Genomic DNA, 21,248 nt, shown 5'->3' with positions numbered 1-21,248 from the left:
CGCCGCGTTCGGCGGGTACAAGAAGTCCGGCGTCGGCCGTGAAACCCACAAGATGATGCTTGATCACTATCAGCAGACCAAAAACCTGCTGGTGAGCTACGACATCAATCCGTTGGGCTTCTTCTAAGCAGCGGGGCGATGCACTTAACACTGCATCGCCCTTTCGATAGCCATCGCGAGCAGGCTCGCTCCCACAGTGGATCCGGGCCGGCTCCTCAATAGTGATTTCACCCCATAACCCTGTGGGAGCGAGCCTGCTCGCGATGGCGTCCTAAATGGCACAACACAAGTCCTGGCCGCTCTGGCACGGCCCTTGCGTACCCGTCATTCAGCGTTTCACCCAACCCGTCACACCCGAAAGTCCAAAAGATCGAACAATAAAAAATAGAGAGGACTTATGACTACTTCTTCCACACAGCTCAAACCCACACTCGGCACCCTGCATCTATGGGGCATTGCCGTCGGCCTGGTGATTTCCGGCGAATACTTCGGCTGGAGCTACGGCTGGGGCACCGCAGGTACCCTGGGTTTTCTCGTCACCGCATTGATGGTGGCGACGATGTACACCTGCTTCATTTTCAGCTTCACCGAACTGACGACGGCGATTCCCCACGCCGGCGGGCCATTTGCCTATAGTCGTCGGGCCTTTGGTGAAAAAGGCGGATTGATCGCCGGTATCGCTACCCTGATCGAGTTCGTCTTTGCCCCACCGGCCATCGCCATGGCCATCGGCGCCTACCTCAACGTGCAATACCCGGAACTGGACCCGAAGATCGCCGCCGTTGGCGCCTATTTCGTGTTCATGGGCCTGAATATCCTCGGCGTTAGCATCGCGGCCACCTTCGAACTTGTGGTCACCGTGCTGGCCGTCGCTGAATTGCTGGTGTTCATGGGCGTGGTCGCCCCGGGCTTCAGTTTCAGTAATTTCGTACTGAACGGCTGGTCGGGTGCCAATGAGTTCACGATGGGCTCGATTCCTGGCATCTTCGCCGCCATTCCCTTCGCGATCTGGTTCTTTCTCGCTATCGAAGGCGCAGCCATGGCCGCCGAGGAAGCCAAGGACCCGAAACGCACCATCCCCAGGGCCTACGTCAGCGGCATTCTGACCCTGGTGTTCCTCGCCATTGGTGTGATGGTGATGGCGGGCGGCGTCGGCGACTGGCGCCAACTGTCGAACATCAACGATCCGCTGCCCCAGGCAATGAAGGCCGTGGTCGGCAATAATTCGACCTGGATGCACATGCTGGTGTGGATCGGTCTGTTCGGCCTGGTGGCGAGTTTCCACGGGATCATTCTTGGCTATTCACGCCAGTTCTTCGCCCTGGCTCGCGCTGGCTACTTGCCCAAAGGCCTGGCCAAACTCTCGCGCTTCCAGACGCCGCACCGGGCCATTCTGGCCGGTGGCGTGATCGGCATTGCGGCCATCTACAGCGATGGCCTGGTCAATCTGCAAGGCATGACCCTGACGGCGGCGATGATCACCATGTCGGTATTCGGCGCCATCGTGATGTACATCATCAGTATGCTGAGCCTGTTCAGACTGCGTAAAACCGAGCCGAACCTGGAACGCACCTTCCGTGCGCCAGGCTATCCGATCGTACCGGGGATCGCGCTGTTCCTGGCAGTGGTGTGCCTGGTGGCGATGGCGTGGTTCAACACCTTGATCGGCCTGATCTTCCTCGGGTTCATGATCGCCGGTTACCTGTACTTCCAGTTGACCGCCCGGCAGCGCTCCGAAGCACCGGCGGACGCTATGCTCGAAGGTATCTAGATGCACCGGTGCCGGGCCCGCTGCCCGGCGCCTGCATGATTGAAGTGCACGCAGCTCCCACAGAAAGAGCAGATTGCAGTAATTATTGGAGGACACCGCCCCATGGCCACATTCGCCCATACCGTCGGCGCCCAGACTTACCGCTTCGACAGCCTCAAGGACGTGATGGCCAAGGCCAGCCCGGCCCGCTCCGGAGATTTTCTGGCCGGCGTCGCCGCGCTCAACGATGGCGAGCGGGTGGCCGCACAGATGGCTTTGGCCGACACTCCGCTAAGCCACTTTCTGCAGGAAGCACTGATCCCCTACGAATCCGATGAAGTCACCCGACTGATCATCGACACCCACGACAAAAATGCCTTCGCGGTCATCAGCCACCTCACCGTCGGCGGTTTTCGCGACTGGCTGCTCAGTGACGCCGCCGATGAACAGGTCCTGCGCGCCCTGGCACCCGGTCTGACGCCGGAAATGGCCGCTGCCGTATCAAAGATCATGCGTGTGCAGGATCTGGTGCTGGTGGCGCAAAAAATCCGCGTGGTCACGCAGTTTCGCGGCACCCTGGGCCTGCGCGGGCGCCTGTCCACGCGACTGCAACCGAACCACCCCACCGACGAACCGGCCGGCATCGCCGCGAGCATTCTCGACGGCCTGCTGCACGGCAATGGCGACGCGATGATCGGCATCAACCCGGCCACCGACAGTATCGCCTCGATTTGCGCGATGCTGGAGATGCTTGACGCAATCATCCAGCGCTACGAAATCCCGACCCAGGCTTGTGTTCTGACCCATGTCACCACGTCGATCGAAGCGGTCAATCGCGGCGTCCCATTGGACCTGGTGTTCCAGTCGATCGCCGGCACCGAAGCGGCCAATGCCAGTTTTGGCATCAACCTGAGTGTGTTGAAGGAAGGCTATGACGCCGGATTGAGTCTGAATCGCGGCACCCTGGGCCAGAACCTGATGTACTTCGAAACCGGCCAGGGCAGCGCTCTGTCGGCCAACGCTCACCATGGCGTCGATCAACAAACCTGCGAAACCCGCGCCTATGCTGTCGCGCGTCACTTCAACCCGTTTCTGGTCAACACCGTTGTCGGCTTTATCGGCCCGGAATACCTGTACAACGGCAAACAGATCATCCGCGCCGGCCTGGAGGACCACTTCTGCGGCAAATTGCTCGGTGTGCCCATGGGTTGCGACATCTGCTACACCAACCACGCCGAAGCTGACCAGGACGATATGGACACCCTGCTGACCCTGCTGGGTGTCGCCGGGATCAACTTCATCATGGGTATCCCGGGTTCCGACGACATCATGCTCAACTACCAGACCACCTCGTTCCACGATGCGCTCTACGCCAGGCAGACCCTGGGGTTGAAGCCCGCACCGGAGTTCGAGCAGTGGCTGGCGAAAATGGGCATCTTCACTCAATCGGACGGCAGGATTCTCTTCGGTGACAGCCTGCCGCCGGCCTTTCGGCAGGCCTTGGCGCAATTGGGATGAGTAATGACATGGATAAACTACCCTTCGATCCCCACAACCCATGGCTGGAACTGCGACGCCTGACACCGGCGCGAATTGCCCTGGGCCGAACCGGCACCAGCATTCCCACCCGCGCGCAACTGGACTTCCAGTACGCTCACGCCCAGGCACGGGATGCGGTGCACTTGCCGTTCGATCATGCGGCACTCAACTCACAACTGGCCAAACGCGGACACGAAAGCCTTTTGCTGCACAGCGCAGCGATCGACCGCAACAGTTACCTGCAACGCCCGGACCTGGGACGAAAGCTGAGTGACGCGTCGGCAAAGACCCTGCGTGATTACGCTGCGGCGCATCCTGGCGGGATCGATCTGGTGATTGTGATCGCCGACGGCCTGTCGGCACTGGCCGTTCATCGCCACACCCTGCCCTTTCTGGCACGCCTCGAAGAACAGATTGCAGCCGAAGGCTGGACTCTTGCGCCAGTGATATTGGTCGAACAGGGGCGCGTGGCGGTCGCTGACGAAATCGGTGAGTTGCTGGGTGCGAAAATGACCGTCATCCTCATCGGCGAACGCCCTGGCCTCAGCTCTCCGGACAGCCTGGGATTATATTTCACCTACAATCCCAAGGTCGGCCTTACCGATGCCTACCGTAATTGCATCTCCAACGTGCGGCTCGAAGGCCTGAGTTATGGCATGGCGGCACACCGTTTGCTGTATTTGATGCGCGAAGCCTGCCGACGGCAGTTGTCAGGGGTCAATCTGAAGGATGAAGCACAGGTTCAGACCCTGGAGTCGGATGCGGGAGCCGACATGAAAGATAATTTCCTGCTTGGGCCGCCGAATGCCTGAACCGCTTCCGCATTGCACATTCGTACCAGTTTAAGGCAGGATCGTGGCACGGCCGCCAAGGGTTTCCCATCGCCGTCAGAGACGTAAGACAGCCACTTGAAGACGAGACCTACCATGCGGATTATTCAAGCGACCCTCGAACACCTGGACCTGCTGACCCCGTTGTTCGTCAAATATCGCGAGTTTTATGGCTCCCTGCCGTATCCGGACTCGTCCCGGGCGTTCCTCGAAAAACGCCTGCGTCGCAAGGAGTCAGTGATCTACCTGGCGCTGTCCGATGACGACAGCAACAAGCTGATGGGCTTCTGTCAGCTTTATCCGAGCTTCTCCTCGCTGTCACTCAAACGCGTGTGGATCCTCAACGATATTTATGTCGCCGAGGACGCCCGCCGCCAGTTGGTGGCCGACAACCTGATCCGTACCGCGAAAAAAATGGCCAAGGAGACCAATGCCGTACGCATGCGCGTTTCCACCAGCAGCAACAACGAAATCGCGCAGAAAACCTACGAGTCCATCGGATTCAAGGTAGACACCGAATTCAAGAACTATGTGCTGCCGATCAGCGACGAGCTCTGAATCACCTGCACCCTGCTCGCGATGGCATCGCGAGCAGGCTCCCCCCGTTCGTTATCAAACATCAGCCCTGTCATGACATTCCCCGGTACAATCTCGACGCGATTTTCACCAGTCGCCTCGTATAATTCCGATATTCCCGGCTTGTAAGAAAAACTACCCCTATCCGTAGTCTTACGCGAAGTCATCCGCACAGGCCTGTAGAGTCGGGCCAATACCACAGGTGCTATCCATGGATTTCAACCCGATCGACATTGTCCTGCATCTCGACGTCTACCTCGACATGCTTGTAGCCAACTACGGGGCATGGATCTACGCCATTCTGTTCCTGGTGATCTTTTGTGAAACCGGCCTGGTGGTCATGCCCTTCCTGCCGGGCGACTCCCTGCTGTTCATCGCCGGCGCCGTGGCGGCCGGTGGCGGCATGGATCCGGTACTGCTCGGCGGCCTGCTGATGCTGGCGGCGATTCTGGGCGACAGCACCAACTACATCATCGGACGAACGGCGGGTGAAAAACTGTTCAGCAATCCAAACTCGAAGATCTTCCGCCGCGACTACCTGCAACAAACCCACGACTTCTACGACAAGCATGGCGGCAAAACCGTGACCCTGGCGCGCTTCCTGCCCATCATCCGGACCTTTGCCCCCTTCGTCGCCGGTGTGGGGAAAATGCCCTATCCGCGCTTCTTCGCCTTCAGCGTGCTGGGCACCATCCTGTGGGTCGGTGGCCTGGTGACCCTAGGTTATTTCTTCGGCAACGTACCGTTCATCAAGAAAAACCTGTCGCTGCTGATTGTGGGCATCATCCTGTTGTCGCTGGTGCCGATGATCATCGGCATGGTGCGTAGCCGCCTCGCCGGCTCGAGCTCCAAAGCCGAATCGCGCTGACACGATGTGGTCCCTGAGCGCCTGGCGTCGCCGACGCACCCTGGCCAGGCACCCGATTGCCGATGACATGTGGCAACGGGTGCGCCATCACCTGAGCTTTCTCGATGGCATCAGTGCCGCCGAAGACCAATGGCTGCGCGAAGCCTGCGTGCTGTTCCTCGAAGACAAGCACCTGAGCGCCCTGCCCGGCGTTGAACTGCATCAGGAGCAACGCTTGCTGCTCGCTGCCCAGGCGCAACTGCCGCTGCTTCACCTCGGCGACCTGAACTGGTATCAGGGCTTCCACGAAATCATTCTCTACCCCGATGACTTCCTCAGCCCCCAGCGCCATCGCGACGCCAGCGGCGTCGAGCATGAATGGGACGGTGAGCACAGCGGTGAAGCCTGGCAGCAAGGCCCGATCATCCTCGCTTGGCCCGGCGTTTTGGCCAGCGGAGGCTGGGAAGGCTACAACCTGGTGATCCACGAACTGGCGCACAAACTCGACATGCTCAATGGTGACGCCAACGGCCTGCCGCCATTGCATCCCGACATGCGGGTCAGCGACTGGGCCAAGGTCATGCAAGAGGCCTACGACGACCTTGACCGGCAACTGGAACACAATCCCGACGCTGAAACCGCCATCGACCCGTACGCCGCCGAAAACCCTGCCGAGTTCTTCGCCGTCACCAGCGAATACTTCTTTAGCGCCCCGGATTTGCTGCACGAGGCTTATCCACGGGTGTACCAGCAGCTGAAGCTGTTCTATCGCCAGGACCCGCTGGCGAGGTTGAAGCAACTTCAGGCGCATGACCCTGTCTATCAGGCACACCAGTGAGCGCCATACGACTTCTGGTACATGGCGTCGACACAGGAATATGCCTATAATCGCCGCCACTTTTTGGTCAATCCGGCCAAGTGTTTCTGGTCAACTAACGGGGGCAACGCCCAATGAGCTACAGCAAGATTCCGGCTGGCAAAGACCTGCCGAACGACATCTACGTCGCGATCGAGATTCCGGCCAACCACGCGCCGATCAAATACGAAATCGACAAAGACAGCGATTGCCTGTTCGTTGACCGTTTCATGGCCACCCCAATGTTCTACCCGGCCAACTACGGTTACATCCCGAACACCCTGGCTGACGACGGTGATCCCCTCGACGTGCTGGTCGTGACCCCTTACCCGGTTGCTCCTGGTTCGGTGATCCGCGCTCGCCCGGTCGGCATCCTGAACATGACCGACGACGGTGGCGGCGATGCCAAAGTCATCGCTGTTCCGCACGACAAGCTGTCCCAGCTGTACGTCGACGTCAAGGAATACACCGACCTGCCAGCACTGCTGATCCAGCAGATCGAGCACTTCTTCGCGAACTACAAAGATCTCGAAAAAGGCAAATGGGTGAAAATCGAAGGCTGGGCCGGTGCAGACGCCGCCCGCGACGCGATCACCAAGTCGGTTGCTGCCTATAAAGGTTAAGAGAAGCCGCGAGCTTCCAGCGACAGGCTGCAAGAAAAACCCCGGGTGATCCGGGGTTTTTTTTGGGCGCTTGATAAGGGCTTTAAACAGGACGTTTAGTTTGTCCGACCTTGGTTTTTGCCTGTTTAAAATTCCTCAAGAACGTCTTACATCCGGTCGTAAATTTCCCGCTAAATTTGAACGAGGCGTTTATTCAAACCCTTACCAGCCGCCAGTAGACTCGCGTTCATGAAAAAGAACACTAGCGGCCCACGCTTTAAAGCGCTCCTCGAAGCAGCGAACATCACGACCACCGGATTTGCCGACTTTCTGGGTACGGCTCCGCAAAATGTACATAACTGGTACACCCGCGGCGTGCCTGCCCATTGCATGGAAGAAGTCGCCAGAAAACTCTCCGTCAGCAGCGACTGGCTGAAAACCGGCGAAGGCTCGAAAGACGCCCGGCACCTGCGCCTGCTCGAGGAGTCCGGCAACACCTTCGATGCCCAGACCATCCGCGGCGTCTACACGGTCATCGAGCCTGTTGACGTCGAACTGCCTTTCTACAAAGAAGTTGTCATCGCCCCGGGATCCAACAAAACCCACGTCATAGAAGATCCCGAGACATCCATCCGCCTGCCCCGCAACCATCTCGACTCACTGGAAATCAACCACGCCGACGCCATCTGCGCCTTCATGAGCGGCAACAGCATGGGGGAGAAAATTGAAGACGGTTCGACCCTGGCGATTGATCGTGGCCTGACCCAGATTATCGATGGCGAGATTTACGCCATCGAACATGACGGCATGCTGCGCATCAAGTACCTGCACCGACTACCGGGCAACTCCCTGCGACTGCGCAGCCACAACCGCGCCGAGTACCCGGATGAAATCTTCCGGGCGGCACAAATCGAGGAACAGAACATCAGGGTACTGGGTTGGGTGTTCTGGTGGTCGACCCTGAACAAGCGGCGGCCGGCGGTGCCCTTTCTTTAATCGCTCCACAACGCCCATCGGCCACCCACCCAGGTGGCCGAACGGCTCTGCGCGGCACTTCCCGCTGGGAATTTCCGTCAAACCTGCGTATGCTGCGCCCCACATTTACGCATCGACCCGCCCTGCGGCTCAGATGCGCTGACCTGACAGATGACTTTCTCACCAGGTCCCACAGCCGGACGCAAGATCCGGGTGTACGTTTTGAAGGCTGGCGCGGTTTACCAAAAATGATCCAAGCCAGTCCCCGAGAAGCCGGCCACAAGCCGGCTTTTTAATGCCTGAAAGAAAGTGAACTGCTCAGCACATGAATTTGTAGCAGCACTGCTGCGACAAGTAAAACGAATAGTGTCAGCACTGCTATCACTATCCCCCCTCACGGATAGCTAAACGCTTTCACCAACGTCAACTCCCCCACCGCCCGCATCGGTACCAGGAACGTCTCCATCTTTTCACTCGGCGTCCCTTCCTCGGTAATCACCGTTACCTGCGCGGTGGTCAGCGCTTGCACCGTGTCTTCCTGCCCCTGTTCATCACTGCTGTAGCCGCCACCGAAGTAGTTCACATACACCAGATACTGGCCCTTGATCGGTGCGGGCATGGCGAAGATTTCCGGGCCGTAGCCGGTCGTGACGTCGACGTCGAGCGCTGCGCCGTTGGGGGCGACGCGGTCGCCGTACCAGATGTGCGCGCCGTCGGGGGTGATGAGGTGCAGGTCGAGGTCGGTGTTGTCGCTGTCCCATGCCAGTAATACACGTAACTTGGCCGGGGTCGCACCGCCGCTGCGGTTAAGGAATTGCGTGCGGTGACGGAGCTGGCCATCGGGGTTGCGAACTTCGACGCTGTTGCTGCCGTTGGGGAATGAGAACGGGCGATCGAAGCGGCCGGCCGGGTCGATTTTCAGCGGCATGCTCACCCCGTTGACGATCAGCCGGCCGGGCTCTGTGGATTTCGCTGTGGCTTTGATCTGGCCGCTGATGCGTGCGGTGTTGGCCTGCCCTACCGGGGTGTTGACCGACGAAGCCGGGTAGTTGACGACCTGCCGGAAGCTTTCTCCCTCGCCCTCGGGCGCGCCGGTGCGCCAGCCGCCTGCGGGGGTATCGAGTTTAACGCTGTCCACCGCCATCACTGATGGCAACGCCAGCAGCGAGCAGATACACAGCAAGACCTGTGGATAACGGAGTTTCATGGTCTATTCCAGCAAGAGGTGGCGGGCGAGCCCTTCGATGTAGGTTTCATCCTGGCCGTTGGGGTGTGCCTCGAAGGCCAGGTGCAGGTATTCGTGGGCCAGGTCGAGGCGGTCTTGCAGCGTCAGCACGCCACGCACGTAGATACGCTGGCGTTCGCGGTCGACATAGGGGCGTCCGAAGGTCAGGCGGCATACGGCGAAGGTGCTGACTTCGTTGTAGCCGACCTCGCCTTCCAACCGCACACGCCAGCCGCGCCGTTGTTTTTGCAGCCAGTCTTGTGCGGCGGGCAACGCTTCGCAGGACGCGACCAGGTTGTCCCAGCGACTGAGACTGGCGCGTGGGTAGGCGTGCAGCAGAATGGCGTCGTAGCGCTGGCCGGCACGGGCCTGTTCGACGGCTTGCTGCCAGGACAGTTTGTCCGGGCCGGGTTGATCGGAATGATAGGTGACGGTGCTGCCGGCCAGGACCAGGTCGCTGGTCCACGCGGCGATGTCGCGTGACCCGGACGATGCCGGACGCGGCGCGACCCGCTGACGGCTGCTGCTGTCGTCGATGCTCAGGCAATCACCACTGCGCGTGGCGTTTTGCAGCAGGTACGTGCGGATGGCCACCGCGAGGGCTTTGGCGGCCTCGACCGGCTCGGCAGTGGCTTCGCGCTGGAGCACACGGGCGACGTACTCTTCGCGATCCAGCCGGGCGACGAGCTTGTCGTCCAGCAGAAAGAGTTCGCCATCGCTGTGGATATCCAGCACATTGCCGTTGGCGAATTCGACGCGGTAGTCACCCTGTAACGCTCCGGAAGTCACCGCAGCGCCTCCTGACAAGACACGCCGAAGTGGATAGCGGGAGAACAGGTCGACCTCCACACATTTCCCTGCATCCGCAGGCCAGGCAACAGGAATCACCGTGGACAACGCCTGGGCGTAATCACGCAGTACCCGCTGACTGGTGCCCCGCCCCCCGGCCCAAACCGGTGCACCATCCGCCGTCCAGCCGGCAAACCCACCCTGGCGTGACGTGGCATCCTTATCCGCCAACCAGCTCCAGGTCTTCACCCGCAGGCGGCTGCCGAGTTCGCCGACGACTTGGCCATCAGCGGCATTGAGCACCACATCGAGCAATACACGTCGGGCTTGATCCTGTGCCGGCAGCACGGCCAACACCTTCAACAGCTGCGCCACCGAAACCCGGGTAGCCGGTTGCAGCGAAGGCAAATCCAGCAGCCATGGCGGCGCCTGCCGTGTCTGCCAATAGGCTCGCCAGTCGGCCTCGCGGATGCCCAGTCGCGCGGGTTCGAAATACAGACCGCATGACTTCACCAACGCCTGATCGCGCTCGATCCTGCCGCCCGCCGTGCAGCAATAGACTTCTTCCTTCGACTGGCCGCGACATTCGTAAGCCGGCTCACGCGCACCGGTATCGACCAGCCAGGCGTAGACGAACAACTTCCACACACTGCCCAGTGGTGTCTGCAAGGTCTGCGGCAGTGGCTCGCGGGCGATCACCTGAGTTCGGCTCAACGACAGTAAATCGCCCTTGAAGGCCAGGCGCAGCGGTTCGTCCTGTGCTGTCGCCAGCACAGGGATCAAACACAGCAGCCACCCCAGCAGCAACCTGTGCACGTCAGTGAACCGTGACCTGGCCAAGGGCTGCCTTTTGCTCCATCGCCTGATGCTGCGGCGCATACACCTGGGTGAATCGCACCGGCGGCAGGTTGAACTGCCCCTTCTGCGAGAAACGCACCAGATGCCGCAGGCGCAATTCACCACTCAAGGCATCGACCGGAACGGCATAAGCCATTTGCCCCGGCTCGAAACGCGCCTTCTCCAGCGATGTCGGTTCGGTACCAGCCTTACCCATGAGCTTGATGCCCCAGGTCGTGCGCTCGACATCGGCACCCGGTGGCAGCGGCACTTCCAGCAGGCCGTAGCGCAGCGGTTTGGCGGCTTTGCTGGTGAGGATCACCTCGTCGAGATAGAGGCTGTCGCTGGACAGCGGCGCGTTGCCGACCGCTTCGAGTTTGAAGGTAAACGCCTCATCCCCCGGCACCAATCGCGACAGGCGACGGGTGATGGTCACGGCCATCGGATCGACCGTCGGCTGCTGGCTCCGGTAGCTCAATGCAGCGCGCAGCGGACGCTCCTGCACCCCGCTCAGCGTCAATACCGTCGGCACTGGCGCAGGCCCCTGCCACGTCCAATACATCTCACCAGAAACCCCGTACTGTTTCTTCCAGCCTTCACCCGGGGCCAATGCAATGGTGGGCGATGCCTGCTCGATGCTGCGTTGCAGCCAGGTGAGCGCCAATGCCCGTTCCAGGGTCGATTGCTGCGGCAACAGGCGTTGCAGCAACGCCTGTGCGTGAGCCTGATCGAAGGGTTGCAGCGACAGGTTCAGCGCTTCGGCAAACGGCTGGGAACTGACCGCCAGACGTTGCTGCGCGTCGGCCAGTTGCCGGTTGAACGCATCCGGCAAAGCGACCTTCGCCTGCCTGGCCAGCGAGGCCGTCAGCACTCGCGCGGCAGCCAGCCCCAAGGCTGAGTCAGGATCGCTCATGACGAGGCTGTCTTCACCGCCTTCCATCAGATTCGCGGCACTGCCCTCGCCCGCTTTCGCCAGATCATCCATCAGGCCACTGAGCAAGGTGTTGACCGGCAACTGCATCTGTTTGGCGAACGACAGGATCAGCGCCCGCTGCAACAGCGGCGTGTTGTTCGCCTGTTTGGCGTAGACCTCCAGCACCCGCTGCCAGTGTTCCGGCGGCAGGCTCAAGTCCAGCACCCGGCTGGCGTGCCAGTCGGCGTAATAGGCGTAGGCGGTGAGGAACGCGTCCGGCTCGCCGTCCATGCCCCACCAGGTGAAGCTCGCCGAAGGACCGGCCATTTGTACCAGGCGCAGGCGACTGTTTTGCATGATCAGGCGCAAGCGATCGCGGATCTGCGGATTCGCCGCCAGCGTCGGGTAGGCAATGCTCAACGGCAACAGGCGGCTGGCAGTCTGCTCGACACCACCGTAGGGGTAGCTCAACAGGTCGTCGAGGGCCGAACGGAACAACGCTTGCGGACTGTCATCCAGGCGCAGGCGTATATCGGTCGCGTCTGCCGGCAGAGTCAGCGGTGTATCGCCGCTGCTCACATCGAGACTCTGGGATTGCGTTACCCGCCAGCCTTCACCGGTCGCGCTCAGGTGCACCGTCAACGCGTCAGCGGTTTTGCCGTCCTGCACCAGCTCGGCGCTCCACTCGCCATTGACCAGTTCGAACGCCGGCAACGGGATGTAATTGATGCCACTGTTCAGGGTGACAGGTACGCGCTGTTCGTTGCCGGCGTAACGGGTCACCAGTTCGGCCTTGAGCGGTTTCTCGGCCTGACTGAAGGCGAACACACCAAGGTCCGGTTTGTCGCCGGTACGGAATCGGCTCGGCCCGCTCCACTTCAGGTACAGCGGTTTTTCCGAGCGAACGAATTGCTTCTTCTGTCCGACCTGACCGTCATCGGCGATGGCCCTGGCGGTGATGCGCCAGCGGGTCAGGGAGTCGGGCATCTTGAAGGTGAAACGGGTTTTGCCGTTGGCGTCGGTCAGCAGTTCTGGCTGCCACGTCGCCGTGTCGACATCCTCGCGACGCGGCCGCTCCAGCACCTTCACGCCGCGCTCACTGCGATTGGCTTTGCCAGGTGCACCGGGGCTGCCCGGCAAGGCGACGTCATAACTGATGAACGACAAACTGGCGCTGGTGCGCACGTTGTTGCGCCGCGGGTGATAGAAGAACTGGTCGATGCTCGGCGCCACTTCCGGTTGCAGGGCGTAGACCATTTCATCGACCACGCTGACCGTCAGGTGCGCCGGGATCGGCTTACCGGCAAATTGAGTCGTCAGGTCCACCGAGACGGTTTCGCCCGGCTGGTAGGTGTCTTTATCGGTGGCAATGACCACATCGATCTGAGGTGTTACCACCTTGATGCCGGCGTTCTGGAAGCTGTACTGACCGCCCTTGGTGTACAGCACCGAGAAGGTCAGGTTCGGCGCGAAGCCGTCCTTCACCGGGATGCGCGCGCGGTATTGGGTATCGCTGAGTTTTTCCGTCTTCAGCCAGTCACCGCCTTTGGACAGCAGCGCGGTCGCCTCGACCTTGTCCCGCTCCAGCGACAAAAAGGCATCGTTGACCGGTTCCGGAAAAGTGATCAGCGCCAGCGCTTCATCGCCGGTGATGTACTCGGGCTTGTCGAGGACGATTTCCACGGTGCCGGGTACGGCTTTGACACCTTCACCGGTGACCGAATGCCCGGTGGCGCCGACCACGCGACCGTGATCATCCTTGAGTGTCAGGTTGTAGGTGCCTGGCCGGTCAAAAGCCAGGGTGAAACTTTTGTCGCTTGCCGCGAGTTTGCCTTCGCCGGTGCTCTGGTCTTCCAGACGCACCCAGCCGTAGCTGCCCGGTGTAACGGCCTGGGCCTGCTCGCCTTCGCGGGTGTAGCTGAACGCAACCTTGTCGCCCACCGCGCTGAAGCGTCGGGGCGCGCTCAAGCGGAAGTTCGCCGCGCCACGGTCGATGAGGATTTCCTTGGTGGTCTTGACGCGATACGCCGCGCCGTCGCTGGCGAACACGGTGAGCATGTAGCGACTCGGCTTGTCGGCGGCGGGCAGGTCGAGCGTTGCGTTGCCCTTGGCGTCGGTGCTCAGTTCGGTACTGGTCAGCTCCACCGGAAATTGCCCGAGGTATTGCAGTTCGTTGTCGACCATCGACAGCTGTTGGGCGCGCAGGCTCAGGCTCAATTTCGCATTGACCACCGGTTTGCCGTCCGGGTACAGCAGCACCAGGTTGCCCTTGACCGGCTCGCCGGTGCGGTAATCCTGCTTGGCCAGATTGAGCGAAATCTCGAAGTGCGGCTTGATATATTCAGCGACGCGGAAGGCGCTGCTGTAGGTCTGCTCCTTGTAGGTGAAGCGCAGTTCATAACCACCGGCCACGGCATTGTCCGGCAACTGGAAGCGGCCCTGGGTGCCAGCCTTGGAATCAAGCTTCAGATCGAGGGATTGCAGCGCCGTGCCGGTGGCATCGAGCACGCTCACATTGACGTCGGCAGCGCTTGGCTGCACCGAGTCCCGCGCGTTCTTGAATTCACGTCCGACGATTTTCAGCGACACCCAATCCCCCGGCCGATACAGCGGCCGGTCGGTGAAGGCATAGAGTTTGGTGTCGTAGATTTCGCTGTCGTAATAGAAATTCTCGGAGACGAACACCCCGCCCTCTTCGTCTTCACCGATCACGAAGGAGCGCTCGGGGCTGACGTGTTTCAGGCGCAGCAAGCCGTCGCTATCGGTGGCGCCGCTGCTCATCACACCCAGGCCGTCGGTCCACAGCACATTGACCTTCGGCACCGAGCTGCCTTCGTGTTTGCGCGCGGCCCACACCAGCAATTCGTCACCGGCAATCTTGCTCACCGCCACGGTGTTGGAGACGAACACCATGGTAGTTGCGCGGTACTTGCCGATCAGCGCTTCCACCAGATAAAGACCCGGTTTGAGAGTGCCCAACGGGATGTACACATTGCCCGGTGCGACACTGACAAACTCGCTGGAGGATCCGGCCAGGTTCACCCCCGCCGGTGGCTGGATCGGCTTGGCCTGCCACAACGGATAACGGAACTGGCTGACCACCGGCAAACCCGGTATCAACGCGAATTGCGGCTGCGCATCGTAGGGCGTTGGCGCGGCCATCGCATTGCCCATCTTCAGTTCCGGCACTTCCTCGGTGACTTGTTTACGCGACTCGTAAGAAAACGCCCGCTGCATCACCCGGCGGGATTTGCGATACCAGTTGTCCCACAGGTATGCGAGGGTGTTGGACAGACCTTCACCCTTGAACTGGCCATCGCTGACCACCCGATGCAGATTCTTCTGGCGTTTGAGGAAGTCCAGCGGCTTGTCGATGCGATACACCCGAATGTCCGCGCCGCCATAGGGTTCCATGCGAAACCGGCGATAGTCGCGACCCGGCGCTTCAAGGCGCACCATCGCCGGCTCATCGCTGGCGAAACTGCTGTCGGCCAGCAGGAAAAAACTCTCGCCGGCCACCGGCGCATAGCCGCTGGCCGGGACCGAGTCATCGGCGTTAACCACCGAGAGTGGCAGCATCCACACCAACATCAGAGACAGAAAACGCAGCATGCGGGCACCGGTCATTGGGAGAGAAAATTCAGTCGATAGACGCCGATGAAGTTGGGGTTGGCTGCGTCGGGTATCCATCGGGTGTCCTTCCATGTCATGAGTTGCTGCAGGCTTGCCGAACGCATGCCGTTGTCGGTGGGTGTGGTGGTGCCGGTGTGATAGGCGATGTAGCGGTCCATCCAGATCATCAGGTGCTGGTCGTCGCCCTGATCGAAAAACATCAGGTCGCCGGGGCGTGCCTGTGACACATCGCGGCTGACCAGATGGCTGTTGAACTGGATCAATTTGATCGCGTTGACGTACGGCCCGACCTTGCCGCCGCCCTGCTGCCACTGCTGGGCGAGACCGCGCTGGGCGTCGCTCAATTGCAGCTCCGGCGGCAGGTAGCGATTGGACAGGCCATTGCTGCGCAGCCATTTGTCGTCATGGACTTTCAGCGCTTCATTGGCGGCAAAGCGCACCAGCCCGGCGCAATCCTGCTGATACCAGCGAGGGCTCGGGCCCTGGCTCAGTTGCTCCTGGGCGATGCGCACGAACCAGGCACGAAACACCTGGGATTGCTGCGGATCGAGCGATGGTGTCTCGACAGCGCGGACACCTGCGCTCAGCAACAACGCCAGCAGACCGAGACTGCGGATCAATGCCGTCACAGCGCTTTCCACTCCAGCGGCAGCCACTGCCAGTGGCCGTCTGGCTCGCTGCCTTCAGGTAAGGTCAGAGCGTATTTGCCATAGCCACCGAGCGTGCGCAGTTTCGGAATCAGGAAGGTTTGCGCGGCGTTGTAGAACACCGGTTCCATGTCCTGGGGCAGGCTGTCGAGGGTTTCCTGCTGCATCAGTTGCGCCATGGAATCGGGACCGAAATAGACTGGCATCAGCAAATCCTTGGGCACAACGTCGGCCATCGGCGGGAAGCGTTTGTCGAGGGTGCCGAGGGCCTTGTCCACCAGCTTGTCGTCGAGGGAAAACAGCAACGTAGAACCATGGCGCGCCAGGCTGACTTTCATGAACGCCTTGCCGGTGATGGCATCGGGATCTTGAGCTTCCTTGGCCGCATAAGGTCCGAAACTGGAGCTGACCTGACGTTGCCATTGGTGGCTCTTGCCTTCCTGTTTTTCCACCACCGGGAAGGCACCGTCCTTGACATTGCTCTCGTGCGCACCGACCATCGAGCCGAACAGCTTGCCCAGATCCCCATCGAGCTTGCCGCCGTCGTCATCGTTGAGGCTGGCCACCAGCAGGGGCGTGTACAACCGCGAATCGGCATACCAGCACAGCCCCGCCGCGCCGGCCATGTGCTCGGTCAATGCCTGGGCAACCTTCTCCTCGGCACCGAGTTTCTCCAGCAGCGGTTGCTGTTGTTCGGCAGCCAGCGGCAACGCCACGCAAGCGCTGGCCCCCATGGGCATGGCTTGCCAGATCGGTTTGAAATCGAAATCCGGCTGATTCTCCAGTTCATCCATGGCCAGGAAGCTGTGCCAGCCATTGTCGTCCATGTCGAAACGCAGGCCGGCGAAGTTCGGAATGAAACGCTGGTAACCCATGGCCAGCACGCTGGCATTCACCGACAGGCGTTGTTTCACCTGCGGCGCACGAGGTGGCAGGCCGAAGGCTTCGGGAAACAGTTTTTCGCCATTGAGCAGCGCAGCAACCGCCGTGGTCGATACGCTGCCCGGTTCCTCCGTTGCACCGCTTTGCGGATCGTAGAGTTTCGCCGGATTGGACAGCACCACCAGTTTGTCGCCATGGGACGCGAACAGCAGCGCCTTGCTGGCGTTGTAATTGAGCTGATAAAGCGGCACGTCTTCGCTGCCGACCTTCACGTCAGCGACCTTGCTCAACTGCGAGTCGTCCAACGCGACTTTGGCCAGCGGTTCCAGCACCTTGGCCAGACCGCCGCGATCCATCACCAGCAGGAAATCCTTGAGCCGCCCGTCCGCCCCGCGCCACAACGCTACGTCGGCAGGCTGATCGAACAGTTGCTCGATCAGGGTGTCCTGCAACTTCAGGTCATGCTCGTAGATGATCCGCCGCAGACTGCCGATCAGGCCGAGGCGATCGGCGTGGGTTTCGTAGTAGAAGACGAAATCTTCGGTCAGGGTTTCCTTGAGGAAGGGCACCGCGAGCAGGTCTTTGGGCAATTGGCTCAAGGAATGGGTTTCCAGCAAACCATCCGGGCGACCCATACCCAGTTTGTCACTGGCCAACGCAGGCGCCGGCGCCTTGGGTTTGTGCATGAGCCATCCCAACCCACCGGCCACGCCAGCGACCAGGCATATTCCGATCAGCAGCGTCGGCCAATGCAGGGAAGGTTTGGCCGCGGATGCGCCAGCGGCCGGAGTAACAGTGCTATCACTCATGTTCACAAAACCCGATGTTCATCCGTGGAGCGGGATGCTTAATAGTTGAAAGTCTTGACCAGCAACAGGTCGCCGATTGCGCGCAGGGGCACGATGAAGGTCTCGCGTTTTTCATCGACGGTGTTTTCGTTGAGCACCAGGTTGATCTGCGAGGTAATTACCTCATTCTGGTTGCCGGTCTCATCGAAGTTATAGCCCCCGCTGCCGAAGTTGCCCCAATAGTTCACGTAAACCAGATAGGTGCCGCGCAGCGGCGCGGTCATGGTGAACATCTCCGGACCCGGGCCATCGACGCCGTCAGGGTCGAGGCCGCCGCCATTGGTCAGCGCCGAGTGCGCCCAGAAAGCGTGCTGGCCGTCGGGGGTAATGATGTGCAAATCGAGTTCGGCCTTCGGGTCGTCCCAGCCCAGCACCACACGAATCCGCGCCGGGGTCCGCAGATTGTTGGCTTCATAGAATTGAACGCGCTTGAGCGACTGGCCTTCAACGCTACGCACTTCGACGCTGTTGGAACCGGCGCCGAACGCATAGGGCCGGGCGAAACGGCCCTGGTCGTCGGTGTACAGATTCAAGGGATTGCCGTTGACCGCCAGCGTGTGCGGCCCACGCTGAGTGCCGAGGGCCTTGAGTTGGCCTTCGATCATCGTGCGATTGCGCTGCACGCCCCGGTCGATGGGCGGCGTGGGATAGGCGACTTGCGGGTTTTCCGTGCGATCCAGCAAACCGTTGTAGCGCCAGCCGCCCACCGGTTCCGACAACCCGGCATTCGGCGCGGCCAGAATCGAGGGCGCGATAGACAGCCCGATCAGCAGCAAAAGAAATAAGCGCATGCGACGCCTCCTGCCATGCATGACGAAACCTTGCGCCTGATCCTGGGCGCGTTACAGATGGGAATACTGCGTTTCGTCTGAAAGACCCCGTGACTGCCAGGTCGTATAGGGCTCGAAGGTTAGCCATTCGGGTGTTTTTTAACAATCGGATGGCCCCGAAATTGCGGTGGGAATCACGATAACGGGTGGACGGTGAGCCGAATACGCGCCATATTCGGCTCACTATATGAGCCGAATAGCCCATCTAATCGGCTCAACCCTACATAGAGCATCAAGTTCATGACACCTCAATGGATATGGCAGCAGCCTGATTGGCCGGGGTTCACCTGGAGTGCCGAACGACTGGCGCCCTTGTTACGCGAGTGCGTTCAAGCACAAGGTCGGCTAATGGGCATGGCCAGTTCCGTGGGCAGTTCGCTGAGCGCGCAAAGTGAGCTGGATACGTTGTTGCAAAACATCGTCACCTCATCGGCTATTGAAGGAGAACAGCTGAATGTCGGTTCAGTTCGCTCTTCATTGGCGCGGCGATTGGGGTTGGAGCTCAATGATGGCGACAACATCAGCAAGCGCAGTGAAGGGCTCGCGCAATTAATACTCGATGCTACCCGGCATTTCGCCGAGCCGCTGACACTTGAACGATTGCTGGATTGGCATGAGTGGCTGTTTCCGGAACAGGAAATCGGCTTGGCCGCGCAAAGCATTCGTGTAGGTGCTTTGCGCGGCGATGATCCAATGCAAGTGGTTTCCGGTCGTCTCGACAGACCGACCGTGCACTTCGAAGCACCGCCTCGCCTGGGCCTTGAGCGCCAACTCAATGCCTTCCTCGAATGGTTTGAAACCAGCCGAAGTCAGTTCGGGCCCGACCCTTTGCTTCGAGCTGGCATCGCACACATCTGGTTTGTCACACTCCACCCGTTTGACGACGGCAACGGTCGCCTGACCAGGACGATCACCGACCTTGCATTGGCTCAAGGCGAAGCTCAGGCGATCCGTTTTTATGCCATGTCGGCGAGTATTCTCGAGGATCGATCCGGCTATTATCGGGTGCTGGAAACCTGCCAGAAATCCAACATGGACATTACGGTTTGGCTCGAATGGTTCCTGCAAACTCTATTGCGCAGCCTGCAACAGGCCATGGCACGGATCGAATCCGTGCTGGGCAAAGCGCGCTTCTGGCAGGCGCACCGGGAGTCCGAGCTGTCGACCGAGCAGACCAAAGTACTGAATCGTTTGCTGGACGGCGGGGAGCGCGGATTCGAAGGCGGGATCAGTGCGGCGCAGTATCAAGCCGTTGCGAAAGTCTCCAAAGCGACCGCGACCCGGCATCTGGCCGAACTGCTGGATAAGGATTGCCTGCAACGCCTGCCGGGTGGCGGGCGCAGTACTCGCTACCAGATCAAATATCCCGACCAAGCGCATCCTGAGCGCTGAAACCCTTGCACCAAACACCCCGCTCATTTGCCCATAAACCCCCTATCTGCTAGTGTCGCGCCGGTTTAACGTCAACCGGAAATCGCCGCCATGGCCCGCAAAAAAGCTGCACTGGATTTCGAACAGTCCCTCGCCGACCTGCAAACGCTGGTGGAGCGTCTGGAGAATGGCGAATTGTCGCTGGAGGACTCGCTGGCCGCTTTCGAGCAAGGCATCGGTCTGACCCGCGATTGCCAGGCGGCGCTGGCCCAGGCCGAGCAAAAGGTTCAGGTGCTGCTCGAGCGTGATGGCGAGTTGGCCGAGGAACCCTTCGACGCGGATCAGCCAGAATGATTGCAGCGTACTCGGCCACCAGCCAGGCCCGCGTCAATGCGGCGCTGGAAACCCTGTTCACGGCACCAGGCCCCGAGTTGGCGCGGCTGTACGAAGCCATGCGCTACAGCGTGATGAATGGCGGCAAACGCGTGCGTCCCCTGCTGGCCTACGCCGCGTGTGAAGCGTTGGGCGGCAAGCCTGAGCAAGCCAACGGTGCCGCCTGTGCGGTGGAGCTGATCCACGCCTATTCACTGGTGCATGACGATTTGCCGGCCATGGACGATGACGATCTTCGCCGCGGCCAGCCCACCACCCACAAGAAATTCGATGAAGCCTGCGCGATCCTCGCCGGTGACGGCTTGCAGAGCCTGGCCTTCAGCGCCCTGCTAGACCCGCGCCTGAGCGCGTCGGATGCCGAAATCCGCCTGCAAATGGTCAGCGCCCTGGCACTGGCGGCGGGCCCGGCAGGCATGGTCGGCGGTCAGGCCATCGACCTCGGTTCGGTCGGCCTGAAGCTTGACCAGAAAGCCCTGGAATACATGCACCGGCACAAGACCGGTGCGCTGATCGAAGCCAGCGTCAAACTCGGCGCCCTGGCCAGCGGTCGTGCCGAGAAAGACGAACTCAAGTCCCTGCAGACTTATGCACAGGCCATCGGCCTGGCATTCCAGGTCCAGGACGACATTCTCGACGTCGAAAGCGATACCGCCACCCTCGGCAAACGCCAGGGCGCGGACATTGCCCGGGACAAGCCGACCTACCCGGCCCTGCTCGGCCTCGACGCCGCCAAGGCCTATGCCCTGGAGTTGCGCGACCAGGCCCTGCATGCCCTGCGACCGTTTGACGCGGCGGCCGAGCCGTTGCGGGATCTGGCCCGGTATATCGTCGATCGCCGCAGTTGAAGGCGAATCCACCAAAAAAGACCAACGCGTGGGCAGGGGGCGAAGCATCAGGTAAACTGC

Annotated in this window: 18 protein-coding genes; 12 read left to right on the top strand and 6 right to left on the bottom strand. The window is 60.7% G+C overall.

Annotation, left to right across the window (positions count from 1 at the left end; all coding sequences use genetic code 11):
* From Q8X48_RS27775 to Q8X48_RS27735, 9 genes are all read left to right on the top strand, one after another.
* A partial coding sequence (locus Q8X48_RS27775; protein ID WP_003137649.1) for an aldehyde dehydrogenase family protein occupies positions 1–127 on the top strand: 127 nt, incomplete at its 5' end.
* A gap of 270 nt (positions 128–397) precedes the next feature.
* Complete coding sequence (gene eat, locus Q8X48_RS27770) at positions 398–1,771, top strand: ethanolamine permease (protein WP_015096992.1); 1,374 nt, start codon at positions 398–400, stop codon at positions 1,769–1,771.
* 102 nt (positions 1,772–1,873) lie between these two features.
* The gene (locus Q8X48_RS27765) at positions 1,874–3,268 is read left to right on the top strand and encodes an ethanolamine ammonia-lyase subunit EutB (RefSeq protein ID WP_407800952.1); all 1,395 of its coding nucleotides are present in this window, start codon (positions 1,874–1,876) and stop codon (positions 3,266–3,268) included.
* Positions 3,265–4,101 (top strand): ethanolamine ammonia-lyase subunit EutC, encoded by an 837-nt coding sequence (eutC, locus tag Q8X48_RS27760; RefSeq protein WP_407800950.1) that lies wholly within the window; start codon positions 3,265–3,267, stop codon positions 4,099–4,101. The genes Q8X48_RS27765 and eutC overlap by 4 nt, the downstream gene beginning before the upstream one ends.
* Positions 4,102–4,215: 114 nt before the next feature.
* Positions 4,216–4,677, top strand: a complete 462-nt coding sequence (locus Q8X48_RS27755) for a GNAT family N-acetyltransferase (RefSeq protein WP_015096995.1) — start codon at positions 4,216–4,218, stop codon at positions 4,675–4,677.
* 229 nt (positions 4,678–4,906) lie between these two features.
* Positions 4,907–5,563 (top strand): DedA family protein, encoded by a 657-nt coding sequence (locus Q8X48_RS27750; protein WP_007970195.1) that lies wholly within the window; start codon positions 4,907–4,909, stop codon positions 5,561–5,563.
* A gap of 4 nt (positions 5,564–5,567) precedes the next feature.
* Entirely contained in the window at positions 5,568–6,380 is an 813-nt protein-coding gene (locus Q8X48_RS27745; RefSeq protein ID WP_407800948.1) for a zinc-dependent peptidase, read from the top strand.
* A gap of 113 nt (positions 6,381–6,493) precedes the next feature.
* On the top strand, positions 6,494–7,021 hold the full coding sequence (gene ppa, locus Q8X48_RS27740; protein WP_007894323.1) for an inorganic diphosphatase: 528 nt from the start codon (positions 6,494–6,496) through the stop codon (positions 7,019–7,021).
* Positions 7,022–7,249: 228 nt separating this feature from the next.
* On the top strand, positions 7,250–7,996 hold the full coding sequence (locus tag Q8X48_RS27735) for a S24 family peptidase (protein ID WP_407800946.1): 747 nt from the start codon (positions 7,250–7,252) through the stop codon (positions 7,994–7,996).
* Between the two features lie 373 nt (positions 7,997–8,369).
* Here Q8X48_RS27735 and Q8X48_RS27730 read toward each other — a convergent pair whose 3' ends face one another.
* The 6 genes from Q8X48_RS27730 to Q8X48_RS27705 are packed head-to-tail and all read right to left on the bottom strand — an operon-like array spanning position 8,370 to position 18,540.
* The gene (locus Q8X48_RS27730; RefSeq protein WP_407800945.1) at positions 8,370–9,182 is read right to left on the bottom strand and encodes a YfaP family protein; all 813 of its coding nucleotides are present in this window, start codon (positions 9,180–9,182) and stop codon (positions 8,370–8,372) included.
* Positions 9,183–9,185: 3 nt separating this feature from the next.
* The gene (locus Q8X48_RS27725) at positions 9,186–10,805 is read right to left on the bottom strand and encodes a DUF2300 domain-containing protein (protein ID WP_407800942.1); all 1,620 of its coding nucleotides are present in this window, start codon (positions 10,803–10,805) and stop codon (positions 9,186–9,188) included.
* A gap of 1 nt (position 10,806) precedes the next feature.
* Positions 10,807–15,366, bottom strand: a complete 4,560-nt coding sequence (locus tag Q8X48_RS27720) for an alpha-2-macroglobulin family protein (protein ID WP_407800940.1) — start codon at positions 15,364–15,366, stop codon at positions 10,807–10,809.
* On the bottom strand, positions 15,363–16,001 hold the full coding sequence (locus tag Q8X48_RS27715) for a DUF1175 domain-containing protein (protein ID WP_407800939.1): 639 nt from the start codon (positions 15,999–16,001) through the stop codon (positions 15,363–15,365). Before Q8X48_RS27715 ends, Q8X48_RS27720 begins: the two co-directional genes overlap by 4 nt.
* Complete coding sequence (locus Q8X48_RS27710) at positions 15,998–17,710, bottom strand: DUF2138 domain-containing protein (protein ID WP_407800938.1); 1,713 nt, start codon at positions 17,708–17,710, stop codon at positions 15,998–16,000. The genes Q8X48_RS27715 and Q8X48_RS27710 overlap by 4 nt, the downstream gene beginning before the upstream one ends.
* Positions 17,711–17,748: 38 nt before the next feature.
* Positions 17,749–18,540, bottom strand: a complete 792-nt coding sequence (locus Q8X48_RS27705) for a YfaP family protein (RefSeq protein ID WP_126047769.1) — start codon at positions 18,538–18,540, stop codon at positions 17,749–17,751.
* 279 nt (positions 18,541–18,819) lie between these two features.
* On the opposite strand from Q8X48_RS27705, the gene Q8X48_RS27700 reads away from it, so the two are divergent.
* The 3 genes from Q8X48_RS27700 (at position 18,820) to ispA (ending at position 21,188) form a co-directional block, all read left to right on the top strand.
* Positions 18,820–19,971: a Fic family protein gene (locus tag Q8X48_RS27700; RefSeq protein WP_407800936.1), complete on the top strand. Its 1,152-nt coding sequence runs from the start codon at positions 18,820–18,822 to the stop codon at positions 19,969–19,971.
* Between the two features lie 90 nt (positions 19,972–20,061).
* A complete protein-coding gene (locus Q8X48_RS27695; RefSeq protein WP_007970180.1) occupies positions 20,062–20,304 on the top strand; it encodes an exodeoxyribonuclease VII small subunit in 243 nt (80 codons plus the stop codon).
* Positions 20,301–21,188 (top strand): (2E,6E)-farnesyl diphosphate synthase, encoded by an 888-nt coding sequence (gene ispA, locus Q8X48_RS27690; RefSeq protein WP_407800934.1) that lies wholly within the window; start codon positions 20,301–20,303, stop codon positions 21,186–21,188. The genes Q8X48_RS27695 and ispA overlap by 4 nt, the downstream gene beginning before the upstream one ends.
* The last annotated feature ends 60 nt before the right edge of the window (positions 21,189–21,248 follow it).

Source organism: Pseudomonas sp. QLc11A, from assembly GCF_052112305.1.
GTDB lineage: Bacteria > Pseudomonadota > Gammaproteobacteria > Pseudomonadales > Pseudomonadaceae > Aquipseudomonas > Aquipseudomonas laurylsulfatiphila.
The sequence above is the reverse complement of the archived record's forward strand: the minus strand, read 5'-3'. Positions and strand labels throughout refer to the sequence as shown.

Bases quoted from the DNA above. Each gene is read 5' to 3' on its own strand.
- eat (WP_015096992.1), top strand. From the start codon at position 398: ATGACTACTTCTTCCACACAGCTCAAACCCACACTCGGCACCCTGCAT.
- Q8X48_RS27765 (WP_407800952.1), top strand. From the start codon at position 1,874: ATGGCCACATTCGCCCATACCGTCGGCGCCCAGACTTACCGCTTCGAC.
- eutC (WP_407800950.1), top strand. From the start codon at position 3,265: ATGAGTAATGACATGGATAAACTACCCTTCGATCCCCACAACCCATGG.
- Q8X48_RS27755 (WP_015096995.1), top strand. From the start codon at position 4,216: ATGCGGATTATTCAAGCGACCCTCGAACACCTGGACCTGCTGACCCCG.
- Q8X48_RS27750 (WP_007970195.1), top strand. From the start codon at position 4,907: ATGGATTTCAACCCGATCGACATTGTCCTGCATCTCGACGTCTACCTC.
- Q8X48_RS27745 (WP_407800948.1), top strand. From the start codon at position 5,568: ATGTGGTCCCTGAGCGCCTGGCGTCGCCGACGCACCCTGGCCAGGCAC.
- ppa (WP_007894323.1), top strand. From the start codon at position 6,494: ATGAGCTACAGCAAGATTCCGGCTGGCAAAGACCTGCCGAACGACATC.
- Q8X48_RS27735 (WP_407800946.1), top strand. From the start codon at position 7,250: ATGAAAAAGAACACTAGCGGCCCACGCTTTAAAGCGCTCCTCGAAGCA.
- Q8X48_RS27730 (WP_407800945.1), bottom strand. From the start codon at position 9,182: ATGAAACTCCGTTATCCACAGGTCTTGCTGTGTATCTGCTCGCTGCTG.
- Q8X48_RS27720 (WP_407800940.1), bottom strand. From the start codon at position 15,366: ATGACCGGTGCCCGCATGCTGCGTTTTCTGTCTCTGATGTTGGTGTGG.
- Q8X48_RS27710 (WP_407800938.1), bottom strand. From the start codon at position 17,710: ATGAGTGATAGCACTGTTACTCCGGCCGCTGGCGCATCCGCGGCCAAA.
- Q8X48_RS27705 (WP_126047769.1), bottom strand. From the start codon at position 18,540: ATGCGCTTATTTCTTTTGCTGCTGATCGGGCTGTCTATCGCGCCCTCG.
- Q8X48_RS27700 (WP_407800936.1), top strand. From the start codon at position 18,820: ATGACACCTCAATGGATATGGCAGCAGCCTGATTGGCCGGGGTTCACC.
- Q8X48_RS27695 (WP_007970180.1), top strand. From the start codon at position 20,062: ATGGCCCGCAAAAAAGCTGCACTGGATTTCGAACAGTCCCTCGCCGAC.
- ispA (WP_407800934.1), top strand. From the start codon at position 20,301: ATGATTGCAGCGTACTCGGCCACCAGCCAGGCCCGCGTCAATGCGGCG.